The 16,177-nt window shown below is 58.6% G+C and carries 13 protein-coding genes; 8 read left to right on the top strand and 5 right to left on the bottom strand.

Annotated elements, in window-relative coordinates:
- Positions 1–4: 4 nt before the first annotated feature.
- The 5 genes from FJU08_RS01660 to melA all read right to left on the bottom strand — a co-directional run bounded on the left by FJU08_RS01660 (position 5) and on the right by melA (position 7,658).
- Positions 5–1,675: an ABC transporter ATP-binding protein gene (locus FJU08_RS01660; protein ID WP_141147232.1), complete on the bottom strand. Its 1,671-nt coding sequence runs from the start codon at positions 1,673–1,675 to the stop codon at positions 5–7.
- A gap of 13 nt (positions 1,676–1,688) precedes the next feature.
- Positions 1,689–2,816, bottom strand: coding sequence for an ABC transporter permease (locus tag FJU08_RS01665; protein WP_141147233.1), 1,128 nt, complete (start codon positions 2,814–2,816; stop codon positions 1,689–1,691).
- Positions 2,813–3,826: an ABC transporter permease gene (locus tag FJU08_RS01670; protein ID WP_141147234.1), complete on the bottom strand. Its 1,014-nt coding sequence runs from the start codon at positions 3,824–3,826 to the stop codon at positions 2,813–2,815. Before FJU08_RS01670 ends, FJU08_RS01665 begins: the two co-directional genes overlap by 4 nt.
- 126 nt (positions 3,827–3,952) lie before the next feature.
- Positions 3,953–6,049: an ABC transporter substrate-binding protein gene (locus FJU08_RS01675; RefSeq protein WP_141147235.1), complete on the bottom strand. Its 2,097-nt coding sequence runs from the start codon at positions 6,047–6,049 to the stop codon at positions 3,953–3,955.
- Positions 6,050–6,185: 136 nt separating this feature from the next.
- Positions 6,186–7,658 carry an alpha-glucosidase/alpha-galactosidase gene (gene melA / locus FJU08_RS01680; protein ID WP_141147236.1) on the bottom strand — a complete coding sequence of 491 codons (1,473 nt, stop codon included), beginning with the start codon at positions 7,656–7,658 and terminating at the stop codon, positions 6,186–6,188.
- Between the two features lie 185 nt (positions 7,659–7,843).
- On the opposite strand from melA, the gene FJU08_RS01685 reads away from it, so the two are divergent.
- From FJU08_RS01685 to FJU08_RS01715, 8 genes are all read left to right on the top strand, one after another.
- Positions 7,844–8,821, top strand: a complete 978-nt coding sequence (locus FJU08_RS01685) for an AraC family transcriptional regulator (RefSeq protein ID WP_141147237.1) — start codon at positions 7,844–7,846, stop codon at positions 8,819–8,821.
- An 81-nt stretch (positions 8,822–8,902) separates the two neighbouring features.
- The gene (locus FJU08_RS01690; RefSeq protein WP_141147238.1) at positions 8,903–9,829 is read left to right on the top strand and encodes an ArsR/SmtB family transcription factor; all 927 of its coding nucleotides are present in this window, start codon (positions 8,903–8,905) and stop codon (positions 9,827–9,829) included.
- 204 nt (positions 9,830–10,033) lie between these two features.
- Complete coding sequence (gene arfA, locus FJU08_RS01695) at positions 10,034–11,545, top strand: arabinosylfuranosidase ArfA (RefSeq protein ID WP_141147239.1); 1,512 nt, start codon at positions 10,034–10,036, stop codon at positions 11,543–11,545.
- 101 nt (positions 11,546–11,646) lie between these two features.
- Positions 11,647–11,772, top strand: coding sequence for a hypothetical protein (locus tag FJU08_RS23185; RefSeq protein WP_268932104.1), 126 nt, complete (start codon positions 11,647–11,649; stop codon positions 11,770–11,772).
- On the top strand, positions 11,769–12,896 hold the full coding sequence (locus tag FJU08_RS01700; RefSeq protein WP_141147240.1) for an ABC transporter ATP-binding protein: 1,128 nt from the start codon (positions 11,769–11,771) through the stop codon (positions 12,894–12,896). Before FJU08_RS23185 ends, FJU08_RS01700 begins: the two co-directional genes overlap by 4 nt.
- A complete protein-coding gene (locus FJU08_RS01705) occupies positions 12,889–13,803 on the top strand; it encodes a carbohydrate ABC transporter permease (protein ID WP_141147241.1) in 915 nt (304 codons plus the stop codon). The genes FJU08_RS01700 and FJU08_RS01705 overlap by 8 nt, the downstream gene beginning before the upstream one ends.
- Positions 13,803–14,648, top strand: coding sequence for a carbohydrate ABC transporter permease (locus FJU08_RS01710; RefSeq protein ID WP_141147242.1), 846 nt, complete (start codon positions 13,803–13,805; stop codon positions 14,646–14,648). Before FJU08_RS01705 ends, FJU08_RS01710 begins: the two co-directional genes overlap by 1 nt.
- A 161-nt stretch (positions 14,649–14,809) precedes the next feature.
- A complete protein-coding gene (locus FJU08_RS01715) occupies positions 14,810–16,135 on the top strand; it encodes an extracellular solute-binding protein (RefSeq protein ID WP_141147243.1) in 1,326 nt (441 codons plus the stop codon).
- Positions 16,136–16,177 lie beyond the last annotated feature (42 nt).

A 16,177-nucleotide genomic window follows, 5' to 3' on the forward strand; every position in this document is an offset into this window, starting at 1 on the left:
GGAATCAGGCTGCAACTTCGAAAGCGGCGCGCACCAGTCGCCGCGTGTAATCGGTCTTGGGATTTTCCAGCACCGCATTCACATCGCCCTCCTCGACGATCCGCCCGTGCTGCATGACGCAGACGCGGTGGCAAAGTGCGCGGACGACCTTGAGGTCATGGGAGATGAAGAGATAGCTCAGGCCCCGCTCGCTCTGCAGCTTGCGCAGAAGCGTGATAATCTGGGCCTGAACGGAAAGATCAAGCGCTGAGGTCGGCTCATCAAGCAGAATGAATTCCGGCTCCAGCGCAATTGCTCGCGCAATGGCGATACGCTGACGCTGCCCACCGGAAAACTCATGCGGAAAACGCGCGGTGATATCGGCGGTCAGACCGGATGACACCAGCGCGTCGCGCACCCGTTCATCGCGCTCGCGGCCATTCCTGCCTATATTGTTGACGATCAGCCCCTCTTCGACGATCTGCCCGACCGTCATGCGCGGATTGAGCGAGGCAAAGGGATCCTGAAACACGATCTGGATGCGGGAACGGAACGGTCTGAGTTCCGTCCGGCTCATCTTCTCGATGTTCTGCCCGTCAAAGGCGACACTGCCGCCATCGGCATGCAAAAGGCGGATCAGCGCATGGCCGAATGTGGTCTTGCCCGAACCGCTTTCGCCGACGAGCCCCAGCGTTTCGCCCTTGTGGAGCGTCAGAGACAGATCATCGCAGGCGACGAGCTCGCTGTAGCTCGCCTTGAGAAAGCCGCCATGCCGCAGGGTAAAGGCAACGCGGACATCCTTGCCCTCAAGCAGGATCTTCGCATCTTCCGGCATGGGATTGGCCCGCCCTGTCGGCTCTGACCCCAAAAGCCTGCGCGTGTAGGGATGAACCGGATTGGCAAACAGTGCCTCGGTCGTATTGTGCTCGCGCACCACGCCTTCGCTCATGACATAGACATAATCGGAGAAGTGCCGCACCACCGTCAGGTCATGGGTGATCAGGATCACCGCCATCCCGCGCTCGACCTGTAGCTCGCGGATCAGGCCAAGGATCTGCGCCTGAACCGTCACGTCAAGCGCCGTTGTCGGCTCGTCGGCAATCAGCACGTCGGGATTGTTGGCCAGCGCCATGGCAATCATCACCCGCTGGCGCTGCCCGCCCGAGAGCTGATGCGGATATTGCTTCAGCCGCGTCTCGGGATCGGGAATGCGCACCTGCCGCAGCAATTCGATTGTTTCCTGCTCCGCCTGCTTCCGGCTCATCCGCCGATGGGTCTGGATCGCCTCGATGATCTGCCGGCCGATCGTATAGATCGGGTTCAGCGAACTCATCGGCTCCTGAAAGATCATCGAGATCCGCGATCCGCGCATCAGCCTGCGCTGGCGGGCGGAGAAGGCCAGCATATCCGCACCGTCATAGGTGATCTTTGCCCTCGCCCCGATCGTCGCCTTCTTTGGCAGCAGTCCCATCACCGTGCGCGCGGTAACGGATTTCCCCGAGCCGCTCTCGCCGACGATGGCAATCGTCTCGCCGCGCCAGAGCTGGAAGGAGACATCACGCACCGCCTGCACAACGCCATCCTCGACTGTGATGTCGACGGCGACATTGCGCGCATCAATGATCGCGGCACCGTCTTTTTCGGCGAGATCCCGCCGTTCCGCCGGCGCGTTTCTGGTGAATTCCGTTTCAGCCATCATCTCGTCCTTTTCAATAGGGGTCGATCGCATCGCGCAAACCGTCGCCAAAGGCATTGAAGGCGAAGACGGTCACAAGCACGAAGCCGACAGGCGACAGCAGCCAGGGATAGGCGCCGATCACCGAATAATTGGAGGTATCGCGTAGCATCAGCCCCCAGGAGATCATCGGTGGCTTGACGGCAAAGCCCAGGAAGCCGAGGAAGGCTTCGAGCAGCACGACGGTTGGAATGGCGAGCGTCACCGCGACAATCACATGGCTCATCACATTCGGCAGGATGTGGCGGAAGATGATGCGCCGGTCCGTGGCGCCGACGGCAATCGCCGCCCGCACATAGTCCATCCGCACCAGCCCCATGGTTTTTCCGCGCACCTCGCGGGACATCTGAGCCCAGCCAAGCGCCGACATGACGACGATGACAAAGCCGAGAAAGACCTTGGTGGGTGCCGTCACCGGAATGAGCGAGGCGAGCGCCAGATAGAAAGGCAGTTGCGGAAAGGCGAGCACCAGCTCCACCAGCCGCTGCACCCAGGCATCAATCGGCCCGCCAAGATAGCCCGACGTCATGCCGACGGAGGTGCCCACAACGGTGATGACCGTGACGACGGTAAGCGCGATCAGCAGCGATATCCGCGAGCCGTAGAGAATGCGCGAGAGCACATCACGGCCCAGCTTGTCGGTTCCGAGAAAATGGATCACCGAGCCATCGGTCGCACCGATGAAATGCCGGTCCATCGGAATGAAGCCGAAAAGCTTGTGCGGCGCGCCCTTGACGAAGAGGCCGATGATCTGCGGATTGGCATAATCGAGGCCAACCAATGGCTGAAAGGTCACCGGGTCCAGTTCGCCAGTTTCACCGTAAGGATAGACCCGTGGCGGGAAGACGAACTGTCCGTCCTCGCCGAACACCGTGACGACCTGCGGCGGCTGATAGCTTTCCCCCGTCACGCGCGGATCGGCCGGCGACAGGAAATCGGCAAAGATGGCAACCACCAGCAGGAAGATCACCAGAACCAGACCTAGCATGCCGCTCCATGAGCGCTTCAGCCGGCGCCAGACAAGTGCCAGATAGGTTTCATTGCGTTTTGCGGTCGTGACATCGCGGTCCGTTTCCGCCGTTTCAAGCGTATCGATGGTCATGCTGCCGCTCCCCCTGCCTGCCGGACGCGCGGATCAAGGGCTGCAAGCAGCAGATCGGCGATAATGTTGCCGGCGATCAGCATCGCCGAAAGCAGCAGCATGAAGGTGGCCGTGACATAAACATCGCCAACGCCCATGGAGCCGACGATGGCCGGACCAACCGTGGGAAGGGCGAAGATGATTGCCGTCTCGATCTCGCCTGTGAGCATGTAAGGCAGCACCACGCCCTGATACATGACCAGCGGATGCAGCGCATTGGGTACGGCGTGACGCATGATCACCGCACCTTCCGAAAGCCCCTTGGCACGCGCGGTCTCGACATATTGCATGTTGAGCGTATCGAGCAGATTGCCGCGCATCACCCGCATATTATAGGCAAGCCCGCCAAAGGTGGCGATCGCCACCACCGGCCAGATGTGCTGAACCAGATTGACGAATTTATCCCAGGACCACGGCGCACCGCCATAACGCGGGGAGAAGAAACTGCCGACTTCGGCAACGTTGAAATGAAACACCAGCACATAGACGATGATCAGCGCCATCAGAAAGCGCGGCACCGTCATGCCGAGAAAGGCTACGCCCGACAACACATTGTCGATCCACGAATATTGCCGCGTCGCCGCCAGAATGCCGAAACCGATGCCGAGGATCGACGCCAGAATGTGGCAGGTGAGCGCCAGCGCCAGCGTGCGCGGCAGGCGCTCGGCGACCACGGTCGCCACCGGCTTGTTGTAATAGAAGCTTTCGCCGAAATCGCCGTGAAGCACGATGCCGGAGATCCAGTTGAAATATTGAACGGGGAGCGGGTCGTTCAGCCCGTGGGCAACACGGTAAGCCTCAGCCTGCGCTTCTGCCGCCTCGACCGATGCGCCGCCCTGATTGATCGCCTGGGCCCGGATGTGATCGCTGTAATCTCCGGGTGGCGCCTGGATGATGGCAAAGGTGATGATGCTCAGGACAAAGAGCAAACCGATACCCGCCGTGATCCGCGCCAGAAGAAATCTCGCCATTGTTCTCAAGCGTCCCTTGCCTGCCGGGAACCGGTGACGGCCTTTCAGCCGCCACCTTGCGGTCCGCCGGTATTGCTGCATGAGTGCGGCGACCCCTCATGGCCGCCGCGCCGCTTTTCCTTGAGGTCAGCCGCTGACCGGACCGTCGCCGCCGGGTTTGCCGGGAAGCGTATCGGGGAAGAGCTGATAATCGCCCTGAAGATCAGCCGGCACGAACATGCGTTCGCGGATGACGGCATCTTCCGCCCAGTTGAACATGAAGATCGGCGCGCCCGAGGCGACATTGCGGAACCGCTTGTTGATGATCAGCGCACCGGGGAACTCGGTGAGCCCGATCGTGTCAACATTCTTGGTAGCAACGGTTTGATAGTCCTTCATCAGTTCAGCACGCTTGGCATTGTCATTGGTGGCAATGAACTGGTCGACAATATCGACGAGCTGATCCTCATAGGGCATCAAGTCCAGCGTGCCATCGGTTCCGGCACGGTGATGGGCGCTGGTGCGCGGACCAACCGGCGCCAGGCCAGACGTCCCCTGTACGACAGCAGCCATTTCAGGCGGATTGCGCATGATCATCCAGTCGAAATCGCCGCGATAGCGACTTGATTCGAACTGGATCCCGTCAATGGAGTTCTGAATCACGTGAAGGCCGATCTGCTGCAGCTGTCCGATCACGCCTTCAGACAGATTGACGTCGGTGTTGTAGTCAGACGACAGCAGCAGAACGATATCGACATCCTTGCCGCCCAGCGTATCGGCCGGCCAGTTGACGAAGCCGTTGCCATCCGTGTCCTTCAGGCCGATCTTTGCCAGCAGCGCCTTGGCGCCTTCGGGATCATAGGGATAGTAATAGGTCGACTGGCGGTCATAAAAGCTGGTTCCGCTGTCGATGCCGCCGGGATAGATGGCGGTAAATGGTCCCTTGACCAGTGAATCACCAAGCTTCTGGCGGTCGAGCGCCATGGTGACAGCCTTGCGGAAATCCTCGTTGCGGTTCAGCTCGCGCACCGCCTGGGCGCGCTCGTCCGGCTCACCCCAGCCATTGCCGGAAAGATTGAGCCGCATATTGTAGCCGATGGTGCGCGGGCCGAAAGCGAGCCGCGCCGGGGCGCTCTCTTCTGCCGCACGACGCAGCGACACGACGAAGTTTTCGGGCTGCTCGAGATTGGAAAAGTCGCCGGAGCCGGCAATCGCCTGAACGTCACGGTCAGCCCAGGTCGAGAGCTTGTAATGCATCTCATCGAGATAGGGCAGCTGATGCCCTTCCTCATCGACCTTCCAGTAATAGGGATTGCGCCTGAGGACGATGATATCATCCGGGCGATATTCCACCGGCACCCAGGCCCCCATGACCGGGAAGTTCATCATCTCCGGCGGGAAGCCGTTTCGATATTCGTCATAGGTGGTGTTGGCATATTTCGGATGCTTGGTCTTCAGGATATGCGCCGGGCCGGGGCAGAAATTGCCATAGGCCATGTTGAAGAGATACTGCCGCGGGAACGCCTCTTCAAAGGTCCATTCAACCGTGTAGTCGTCAATCTTCTTCAGGGTGGTATTCTTGCCGAACATTTCCTTTGTCGCACCGTTGAGCGGCGTGACATTGGGATCAACGATATTGTCGTCCCAGTAGAACATCACGTCATCGGCGGTAAACGGCACGCCATCCGACCATTTGGCGCCTTCGATCAGATGCATTGTCAGCTTGTGCCCATCGTCCGACCAGTCCCAGCTTTTCGCCAGGTTGGGCAGCGGCTCCATATCATCGGCTTCCACCTGATAGAGCGGCGCGGTTCGCGTCAGGCACTCATACATTTCGATATCGATGCCACCCCAGCCCTGCGCCTGGCCTGCGGCATAGTTCCAGCCCTCCGGCCGGCCGCCAACGACATGGCGCAACGTGCCGCCATAAACGCCGATACCATCCGGCATATTGCCGGTCTTGAACACCAGCGGCTCCTTGGGCAGACGGTCCTTGACCGGCGGCAGCTTGCCGGTATCGACAAAGTTCTTCGTCACCCAGTCGGGCTCGGAATAAGATGGCAGCGCCTTGTATTCCTCGATCGCATTGCGCGGCACATAGGTAATCTTGGCCTGCGCCGGCACCGGCGGCTGTTCCGGTACCACCGTGGCCTCGGAGGCGAACGCGCCGGAAGCAATTGCTAGGCTTGAAATCCCGGCCGCAAGCAGGCCCGTCAGGCACAGGCGGCGTTTATGAAAATGCATCGACTTTCCTCCCATTGAAAATTCATGCTTTCCTTGAAAATCCGCCTCTGCTGTCAGAGCTCCTACCCCACTGGCAGCAGAAAACGGCGATGCGAACCCGGTGCCTCATCACCGGATCCGCAGGCATTCAGAAAGATCAGGCGTTTTCGGCTGCCCGCAACGCCTCTTTTTCTTCCCGCATTTCATCGACGGAGCGAATGGCGCGGCGCGCAGCACCATTCCAGTCGCGGGTCTTGAGCGTGGATTTCGCCAACCGTTCCTTCGCACCCGCAATCGCATCGGCATATTGCGGCAGCCATTCGGCCTGGGCAACGACCATCTCATCGACCATTTGCCACACCTCCTCCGGTGTGCAGACGGCGCCGACAAGCGGATCATGCAGGACAGCCAGCTTCAGCAGGTCAAGATCGCCGCTGACAGCGGCATGGACCGACATGCGCTGAACATTGATGGAGGCGATACAGGTTGCCGCACAGGCTTCCGGCAAGGTGATGCCTGCAGCCATGTTCAGGCCGAAGCGATCGACAAAGCCGGGCGATTCAATGATCGCGTCAGCCGGCAGATTGGTGATCACACCATTATTCTTGCGGTTGAAGTGACCGCGATAGACCCGCCCCGTCTCCAGCCCTTCGAGAATATAGCTGGCATGCTCGCTGGACCGTTTGGCGGGATCGATCGGCTTGCCCGCATCCTGCAGGAACTCGTCATATTCGGTTTCGAACCAGTTGCGATTCTCGGCGGTGAAACGAAGATAACCGCCGGTTTCGCCATGGATCCACTCGGACATGTCGATCCAGCGGGTAATTTCGTCGGGCCGCTTGCGATACCAGGGCAGATATTCCGACAGATGGCCGTTGCTTTCCGTCGAATAGACGCCGAAGCGCTTCAGCACATCAATGCGCACCTTTTCCTGTTTGGAATAGACCGGATGCGCCTCAAACGCGGCAATCAGTTCATCCTTGCCGATTTGGCGGCCATTCACGCGCAGATCAACAAACCAGGTCTGGTGGTTGATGCCGGAGCAGACATAGTCGAGCTCGCCGGGCTTTGCGCCCAGCACCTCGGTGATCTGTTCAGCCCCATGCTGCACGCCGTGGCAAAGGCCGATCGTATCGACCTTGCCGTATTCGGTTGCAGCCCAGGTATTCATCGCCATCGGATTGGCATAGTTGAGGAAACGCGCGCCGGGTTCGGCGACCTCGCGGATATCCTTGCAGAAATCCAGGATCATCGGGATATTGCGCTGCCCATAGAGAATGCCGCCGGCGCAAATCGTGTCGCCGACACACTGGTCGACACCATATTTCAGCGGAATACGGATATCATCGGCATAGGCCTCCAGCCCGCCGACGCGCACGCAGGAAATCACGTAGCGCGCACCTTCCAGCGCCCGGCGCCGATCGGTGGTTGCCGTAATTTTCGTCGGCAAATTGTTGGCTTCAACGATCCGTTCGAGAATATTCCTGACCATTGTCAGGTTTTTTTCGCTTATATCCGTCAGTGCGACCTCGATATCCGCAAATTCCGGGACACACAGAATGTCCTTGAAAAGCGTCTTGGTAAACCCGACGCTGCCTGCGCCGATAATAGCAATCTTGAAAGCGCTCATGCCCGCCTCCCTTTGTTCAATCATTCTAAATTGGGTAAATTCAACTGCGCCTGTCATCAGACCTGCCGTCAGCCCTTCTGGAGGGCTGCGCTCTCCCTGCACCGCCTGCGACTGCTTGTATTTTCAACTCCCGAGCGCCATTATGCATCGGCAACCACAGGGCAACAGAGAGGGATTATGCTTTCATGGGTAATTCTGTGCTCTCGGAATTAAAGACAAAGGCGCCGATCGGCCGATTGATTTCGTTACCACGCGGGCACCAGGACCTGCATGCCATGCCGGTCAGTGCCGGCTATGAAATCAGAACGGATTCCAGCTATGACTGGGATGGACGCCGCCGTGGCCAAAGCCCGTTTTCGGTGATCCAGTACACGATTGCCGGCCATGGCAACTTGCGTTTCGACAATCGTGAATTCCGCCTGAAACCCGGCGATACCATGCTGACCTGCGTCCCCAGCAATCACCGCTACTGGGTGGAAGATAGCGGCTACTGGGAGTTTTTCTGGATCTCGCTCAATGGTGAGGAAGCCATGCGTATCCAGCAGGCGGTGCTCGCAACCTCGGGGCCGGTGCTGAAACTGAGCCAGACAACCATTGACGGACTGGCCACCTGCCTTGGTGAATTGCTCTCCCCGCGCGTTGAGACCCCGGCGCGCGCTTCACTGGTCGCCTATGAGACCATCATGCTGCTATATGACGATGTGTTCGGCACGCGGACGATCCCGGCCGTTGAACATCGGGCGATGAAGCGCGTCGTCCATTATATCGACAACAACCTGTCATCCGCCCTGCCCGTCGATCTTCTGGCCGAGGTGTCGGGCCTCAGCCGTGCCCATTTCTCCCGCCTCTTTGCCAAATCCGAAGGCATGCCACCGGCAGAATTCGTGCTTTTGCGCCGGTTGCGGCAGGCAACCCGGCTTCTTTCCAGTGGCGAGCTGAGTGTCAAGGAGGTCGCGGGGCTGACCGGATTTGCCGATCCGAACTATTTCGCCAAAGTGTTTCGCCGATATTTCCGCGTCAGCCCGACCGAATTTCGCAATATCGGCCTTGCAGCCGCCATCATGCCTTTTCCCGGCGAGCCGGTGACAAAAGACGGGAGCGGACTGGAAATCACCGACATTGCCGAGACCGAACTGGCCCCGAAGGCGGATGCGTCAGACTGATGCAAGTTTGCCGGTTTGATTGCCACAAGATTCCTGATATGAAGCTTTTCTGACAATGAAACAGCAGCAATCAGGCGCAGCATGGCCCGCAATTTCCTCGTAGTCGACCCTGAGAAGGACATGCATGTCCTCAAGGGTCTCGCCGCCCCGGCGCGCATCGCCGTTTTGAAGCTTCTGCGCGAGAAGGGTCCGTTGAATGTCAAGGAAATCGGTGAGTTACTTAATTTGCCGCAGTCAACCGTCTCGCTCAGCGTTCAGCTTTTGGAGGAAGCCGGGCTGATCCGGACCGAAAGTCTGCGCGCCAGAAAAGGCAGCCAGAAAGTTTGCTCCAGCATTTATGATGAAGTCGTCATCACCTTTGGTGATCCAGCCGAAGAACGCGACCGGCAGGCCATTGAAGTAGCCATGCCGGTCGGCCTCTACACGGCTTTCGACGTCTCCGCGCCTTGCGGATTATGCACGCCGGAGGGCATTATCGGCCTGCTCGACGTGCCGGATTCCTTTCTTGACCCCGCCCGCATGAAGGCCGGGCTGATCTGGTTTACCCGCGGCAATATCGAATATCAGTTCCCCAACAATGCCCGGCTCAACAATCAGGCAATCAGCGAAATCGAGTTTTCGATGGAGCTCTCCTCGGAAGTGCCGGGTACCAACCCGAACTGGCCCTCGGACATTACCATCGCGGTGAATGGTGTCGATATCGGCCAGTGGACATCGCCCGGCGATTTCGGTGACCGGCGTGGTGTCCTGACACCGGACTGGTGGAAGCTCAAAGGCTCGCAATATGGCATGCTGAAGCGTTTCAGGATTACCGCCAACGGCTCCTTTGTCGACGGAATGCGGATTTCCGACATGTCACTGAGCGATCTCAGGCTCGATCAGCACCACTCGATCCGGCTGTCGATCTCGGTGCGCGACAATGCCCGCCATCCCGGCGGCATCAATATTTTCGGCAAGGGTTTTGGCAATTACGATCAGGATATCGTGCTCAGGATTACAACAGAATAGCCGACCGCAAAGCGCGTTCGCAGCGAAACCCTCGGCTCATTGACCAGAGATAGCTTTCCGCATTTGCGGATTGGCAAGTCAGCACGACGAAGCGCAACCTGAAGCGTAAATCACAACCAAACATGCTTGACGCTTGTCCGGCTTTGGTGTCTATTCTTCACAAAAATTGGTTCAAACCATATTTTTGGATGCGGAGGAGTCATCATGCGTTCAACGGTCACCATTCACCGGGACTATACGATTTCCGAAATCGACCCCAGGCTTTACGGCTCCTTTGTCGAGCATATGGGACGGGCGGTCTATACCGGCATTTACGAGCCGGATCATCCGACAGCGGATGAAGACGGCATGCGTCAGGATGTTGCCGATCTGGTGCGCGAACTCGATGTTCCGGTGGTGCGCTACCCCGGCGGCAATTTCGTCTCCGCCTATAACTGGGAAGACGGCATCGGCCCGAAGGAGGATCGGCCGGTTCGCCTTGATCTCGCCTGGCACACATCCGAAAGCAATCAGGTTGGCATTCACGAATTCTCAAAGTGGTGCGACAGCGTCGGAACGGAAATGATGCTGGCGATCAATCTCGGGACGCGCGGACTGAATGAAGCGCGCAACTTCCTCGAATATGTCAATCATCCGGGCGGCAGCGAATGGTCTGACCTGCGCCGCAAGAATGGCCGTGCGGAACCCTGGAATGTGAAGCTCTGGTGCCTTGGCAACGAGATGGATGGCCCGTGGCAGACGGGTCACAAGACCGCCCATGAATATGGCCGCCTCGCCTATGAAACCGCCAAGGCAATGCGCTCCTTTGACAAGAGCCTCGAGCTCGTGGTCTGTGGCTCGTCCTCCGCCACCATGCCGACCTATCCGGAATGGGAAGCAACTGTGCTCGACCATACCTATGAGGAGGTCGACTATATCTCGCTGCACATGTATCTCGACAATTACGAGAAGGACACGGCCGGTTATCTGGCCAAGAGCCTGACACTCGACCGCTATATCGAGACCGTTGCCGGCATCATCACCTATATCAAGGCCAAGAAGCGTTCGAAGAAGGATGTCTATATCTCCTTCGATGAATGGAACGTCTGGTATCATTCCAAGAAGCGCGACGAGGCAACGCTGGCCGGCGAAAAAGGCTGGCCCTTCGCGCCGCCGCTTCTGGAAGACGACTATAATTTCGAGGATGTGCTGCAGGTTGGCTGTGTTCTCAACACCTTCATCAATCGCGCCGACGTGGTGAAGATTGCCTGCCTTGCACAGCTGGTCAATGTGATCGCACCGATCATGACGGAGCCCGGCGGCGCTGCCTGGCGCCAGACCATCTTCTACCCCTATTACTTCGCCTCACGCTTTGGCCGCGGCACCGCGCTGAAACTCGCCGTCGATTGCCCGACCTATCATGTTGATGCCATTGGTGACGTGCCGACGCTTGACGTGTCCGCCGTTCACAATGCGGAAGACGGCTATATCGCGCTTTTCGCCGTCAATCGCAGCGGCACCGAAACCATCGATCTTGATGTTGTGCTGCAGGGCTTTGCCCCGGAAGCGGTGATCGACGATCAGCTCATCAGCCACCCGGATATCAACATCACCAATACGGCTTCCGCGCCGGACAATGTCCGGCCCGAAGCGGCGGCGGACGCGAAGATTTCGGATGGCCGCCTGACCGCCGCCATCGCGCCATTGAGCTATCGCTTCATCCGGGTGAAGCTCTGATTTAAAACCATGTTTCTTGGTTTAAATCGAATATCATGTTGACAAACGTGGGAAACGTCCTAACGTTGCATCACGACGTTGGACGTGCATGGGAGGAGCAAATGGAAACGCAGGTTTCCGTTTCGGCACAAAATCCGACAGGTTGGCAAAACACCAACAAAGCCGGTTTCGAAACGCTTGATGCATCGCGCGCAACAGCGGCGCAACCGCAGCAGGTGCTGTCATGAGCGCGGAGATCGAGATCGACAGCGTCACCAAACGCTATGGCAGCCTGACGGTTCTGGACAATATTTCACTGTCCGTCGCCGCCAATGAATTCATGGTGTTTCTCGGACCGTCAGGCTGCGGGAAATCGACACTTCTGCGTATGATTGCCGGGCTCGAAGCGGTTGATGGCGGTGAGATCCGCATCAATGGCAGGCGCATCGACAATCTGCCGCCCGGCAAGCGCGGCCTTGCCATGGTGTTCCAGAACTACGCGATCTACCCGCACATGACGGTCGCAGAGAACATGGCCTTCGGCCTGCGCAACATCGGCACCGAGCAACCGGTGATCGATGCGCGCGTCAAGGAAGCCGCCCGCATGCTGGAGATCAGCCACCTTCTGGCGCGCAAGCCATCGCAGCTTTCCGGCGGCCAGCGCCAGCGCGTGGCGATCGGCCGGGCGATCGTCAAGGAACCGGAAGCCTTTCTGTTTGATGAGCCGCTTTCCAATCTCGATGCGGCGCTCAGGGTCAGAACCCGTGTCGAACTGGCGCAGCTGCGCAACCGCGTTGCCTCGACAATGATCTTCGTCACCCACGATCAGATCGAGGCAATGACGCTGGCAGACCGGATCGTGGTGCTGAACAACCGCAGAATAGAGCAGATCGGCGCGCCGATGGAGATCTACACCCGCCCGGTCAGCGAATTCGTCGCCCGCTTCGTCGGTTCGCCGACCATGAACTTCCTCGATGTAACGCTTTCCGGCGAAAACGGTCTGGCAAAGGCCAGACTGCCCGACGGCTCGGCGCTGCAGACCGGTATTGCAATCGCCGGCCTGCCGTCAGGCCCGATCAAGCTCGGCATCCGCGCCGAAGCGGTCAAATGCATTTCCACGGATCAGACGGCGACCACCAGCGGCACCGTTGATGTGCTGGAGCGGCTCGGCGACCGGACATTGCTCTATACCCGGCTTGCAAGCGGCGACATCGTTGTTGCTGAAGATATCGGCCTGAGCAGTGCAAGGATCGGCGACAAGGTTCACCTCGCCTTTGACGGATTTGCCGCCCATCTCTTCGATGAAAGCGGCAAGGCCTATCACAATGACGCGGCAAGCGCTGATGAAGCGCGGGAGAGGAGCGATGTCTGACGCCCTTTCCACCGGGAAGAACAGGCAGAACGCGACCGCCAACATCAACGCGCCGCGCTGGCGTAATGGTCTGTTCGTGCTGCCCTATCTGGTGTTCTTCATCGCACTTCTGGTGGTGCCGATGTTCTGGAACATCTGGCTGAGCCTGCACCGGGCCGATGCTTTCTCCATCGGCCGCTTTGTCGGCTTCGGCAATTATGTGCGTCTAGCCCATGACGGCGTGTTCCTGAAATCGGTCTGGAACACCTTCTATTTCGTGTTCCTGACGGTTCCGCCACTGGCGCTTGTCGGCCTGTTTCTGGCGCTGGCGCTCAACCGGCAGACCAAAACGGCAGCGGCACTCAGGACACTCTATTTCTCGTCGTCAGTTCTCTCCGTCACCATCGTGACGCTGATCTGGCGCATCGTCTTCATCGGTCAATACGGGCTGCTTGCAACGATTTACGGCTGGTTTGACGCCACACCGCCGGCTTTTCTGTCCGATCCCGATCTGGTGATGATCGGCATCGCCATTGCCACAGTCTGGTGGTGCATCGGCCTGCCGATGATGCTCTATCTTTCAGCCCTTCAGCAGATCCCCAAGGAGATCTACGAGGCTGCCGCCCTTGATAATGCCAGTCGCTGGCGCACGCTGTGGTACATTACCCTGCCCTCGATCAAGCGGACCATCATTCTCGTCGTGATCATTCAGATCGTCATGCAGTTCCAGCTCTTCGGCCAGGCCCGGCTGATGACGCAGGGCGGCCCGAATAATGAATCCCTGCCAATCGTTCTCTACATCTATCAGATGGCGTTCACCCGCTGGGATATCGGTCTTGGCGCTGCGGCATCGGAAGTGCTGTTCGCACTGATCCTGGTTGCGGCCATGGCGCAGTTCGTGATCTCGCGCAGGAAGGGAGACAGCTGATGGCAAGTTTCGGTCTTTCCAAGAAGAACACGCTCGGCGACCGCCTGATCCTTGGTGCCGTTATCGTTCTGGCGCTTGCCATGGTGGCACCAGTAATCTGGGTTCTGGCCCTGTCGATGAAGGACAATGCGGAACTCATGGCCAATATGAATTCCGTGTTCCATGGCCCTTATACGCTGAAGAACTACTTCAACATTTTTGGCAATTCTTCGGTCTTCCGCTGGGTGTTGAACAGCATCATCGTGTCGGGCTGCATCACCATCGGCGTGCTGGTGCTGACCTCGCTTGCCGGTTACGGATTTGCGCGGCTGAACTTTCCGTTCCGCAACGTGGTCTTCGTGATCGTGCTGCTCGGTCTTGCCATTCCCGAACAGGCGGTGCTGATCGCACGGCACCAGATCTTTGCCAAGATGGGGCTGCACAACACCTATTATGCGCTGATCCTGCCCGGGCTTTCGGCCCCCTTTGGCGTGTTCCTGATGACGCAGTTCTTCCGCGCCATTCCCAAAGAACTGGATGAGGCGGCATTGCTCGACAATGCCAGCCAGTTCAAGATTTTCTGGAAGGTGCTGCTGCCGCTGACGCTGCCAGCGCAGGCAACACTTGGCATTTTCACCTTCCTGATCGCCTGGAATGACTATTTCTGGCCCCTAATCACCGCAACCAAGAAGGAAATGTACACGCTGACGGTCGGCATTGCCTCGTCGCAGATGAACTTTGCCCAGACAGAGGGGCTTGGCTTCCTGATGGCGCAGGCCGTCTTTGCCAGCGCACCGATCCTGATCGTCTATCTGTTTTTCCAGAAATACATCGTCACCGCCGTTTCCGGTGCGGCGGAAAAATGATGCGCGGCGGGCCTCTTCCTGAAGCAAGGCCCGCCTCAGTGACTAACCGGAATGAAAGAATGCGTCCGCAACCGGCGGACGCGGGAGTGAGACCAACCAATTGTTTCGCCCTGCCCTCATGCAGGGTAACGCGGGCAAAAGCCCATCTCGTGGAGGAGAATATGAAACATAGGATGAAATCGACTCTGGCCGGCGCGCTTTCGCTTGCCGCTCTTTGTGCGGCCAGCCCGGCGCTTGCCGACACCACGATCGAGTTCCAGCGCTTCTTCGGCGCCTGCGACGCGGAATTCGGCACCAATACCGACGTGTCCAAAGCCGTCGGCGAATGCGGCATCATCACCTCGCTGGTCAATGCGTTCGAAGCGGCAAATCCCGATATTCATGTCAACGTCACCACCGTTGAATGGCCCGGCTATGATCAGCTAACGGCACAGTTTGCCGCTGGCGATCCGCCGGATGTCGTCACCATCCACCAGTCGGTGCTGGGCGACTATGCCTCGAAGAACCTGCTGATGCCGCTGAACGACCTTCTGGCAACCGAGGGCATCTCACCCGACAGCTTCACCAAGGCAAGCCTCACCGGTGTCACCCGTGACGGCAAGATCTATGGTCTGCCGATCGATAACTGGAGCCAGCTCTGGCACATCGACATGGCCCTGTTCAAGGAGGCCGGCCTCGTCAATCCCGACGGTACACCGATCCTGCCGACCAGCGTCGACGAGCTGATGAGCCAGGCCGCCCAGTTCCAGGAAAAGACCGGCAAGACCTATATGACCATGCCGCTCGCAAACGAAACCGCAGCCTATACCCGCGATTTCTACACCTATCTGCAGCAGCAGGGCTCGGATTTCTTTGCCGACCCCACCAAGATCAACATCGAAACCCCCGAAGCCAAGAGCGTTCTGGAGATGTATAAGACGCTCTATGACAAGGGCTACATCATCAAGGATGTCGATTACGGCGCGTCCCTCAATGCCTTTCTGGCTGGCGATGCCGGTATCCATGAGGGCGGCACCTGGGTGATCGGTGACTATAACGCAGAGTCGGAAAAGGACGGGACGGCGCTCAACAAGGGCGGCTATGAGGTCTACACCTATCCGCAGCTCTTCGACGGTCCGCGCTCGCAATATGCCGACGGGCACAGCCTTGCCGTCTCCAACGTCAAGCGTTCGGATGAGGACACCGCCGCGATCGGCAAATTCCTCAAATTCATGTTTGATCACGATTATGACTGGAGCCGCACCGGCCACCTGCCAGCTGTTCAGGCCGTTCTCGACTCTGACCAGTTCAAGGCCCTGCCGCATCGTGCGACCGTGCTGGATCTGGCACAGATCGGCACACCTCTGCCGGGTGACGTTCAGCGCCAGTTTGCCATTCAGGACATTATCGGCCAGGAAATGAACGCCGCCATGACCGGCCAGAAGAGCGTCGACGACGCCCTGAAGGACATGCAGGATCGCGTCAACGACCTGCTGGCCAATATCTGAACCGGATTGGGGCTGGAGGACCAGAAATGACAGAAATTTCCA

The organism is Martelella alba (assembly GCF_006516955.1).
Taxonomy (GTDB): domain Bacteria; phylum Pseudomonadota; class Alphaproteobacteria; order Rhizobiales; family Rhizobiaceae; genus Martelella; species Martelella alba.

Excerpts from the sequence above, each read along its gene's own strand:
- FJU08_RS01665 (WP_141147233.1), bottom strand. The coding sequence starts at position 2,816 with ATGACCATCGATACGCTTGAAACGGCGGAAACGGACCGCGATGTCACG.
- arfA (WP_141147239.1), top strand. The coding sequence starts at position 10,034 with ATGCGTTCAACGGTCACCATTCACCGGGACTATACGATTTCCGAAATC.
- FJU08_RS01715 (WP_141147243.1), top strand. The coding sequence starts at position 14,810 with ATGAAACATAGGATGAAATCGACTCTGGCCGGCGCGCTTTCGCTTGCC.
- FJU08_RS01700 (WP_141147240.1), top strand. The coding sequence starts at position 11,769 with ATGAGCGCGGAGATCGAGATCGACAGCGTCACCAAACGCTATGGCAGC.
- FJU08_RS01705 (WP_141147241.1), top strand. The coding sequence starts at position 12,889 with ATGTCTGACGCCCTTTCCACCGGGAAGAACAGGCAGAACGCGACCGCC.
- FJU08_RS01675 (WP_141147235.1), bottom strand. The coding sequence starts at position 6,049 with ATGCATTTTCATAAACGCCGCCTGTGCCTGACGGGCCTGCTTGCGGCC.
- FJU08_RS23185 (WP_268932104.1), top strand. The coding sequence starts at position 11,647 with ATGGAAACGCAGGTTTCCGTTTCGGCACAAAATCCGACAGGTTGGCAA.
- FJU08_RS01710 (WP_141147242.1), top strand. The coding sequence starts at position 13,803 with ATGGCAAGTTTCGGTCTTTCCAAGAAGAACACGCTCGGCGACCGCCTG.
- FJU08_RS01660 (WP_141147232.1), bottom strand. The coding sequence starts at position 1,675 with ATGGCTGAAACGGAATTCACCAGAAACGCGCCGGCGGAACGGCGGGAT.
- melA (WP_141147236.1), bottom strand. The coding sequence starts at position 7,658 with ATGAGCGCTTTCAAGATTGCTATTATCGGCGCAGGCAGCGTCGGGTTT.
- FJU08_RS01690 (WP_141147238.1), top strand. The coding sequence starts at position 8,903 with ATGGCCCGCAATTTCCTCGTAGTCGACCCTGAGAAGGACATGCATGTC.
- FJU08_RS01670 (WP_141147234.1), bottom strand. The coding sequence starts at position 3,826 with ATGGCGAGATTTCTTCTGGCGCGGATCACGGCGGGTATCGGTTTGCTC.
- FJU08_RS01685 (WP_141147237.1), top strand. The coding sequence starts at position 7,844 with ATGGGTAATTCTGTGCTCTCGGAATTAAAGACAAAGGCGCCGATCGGC.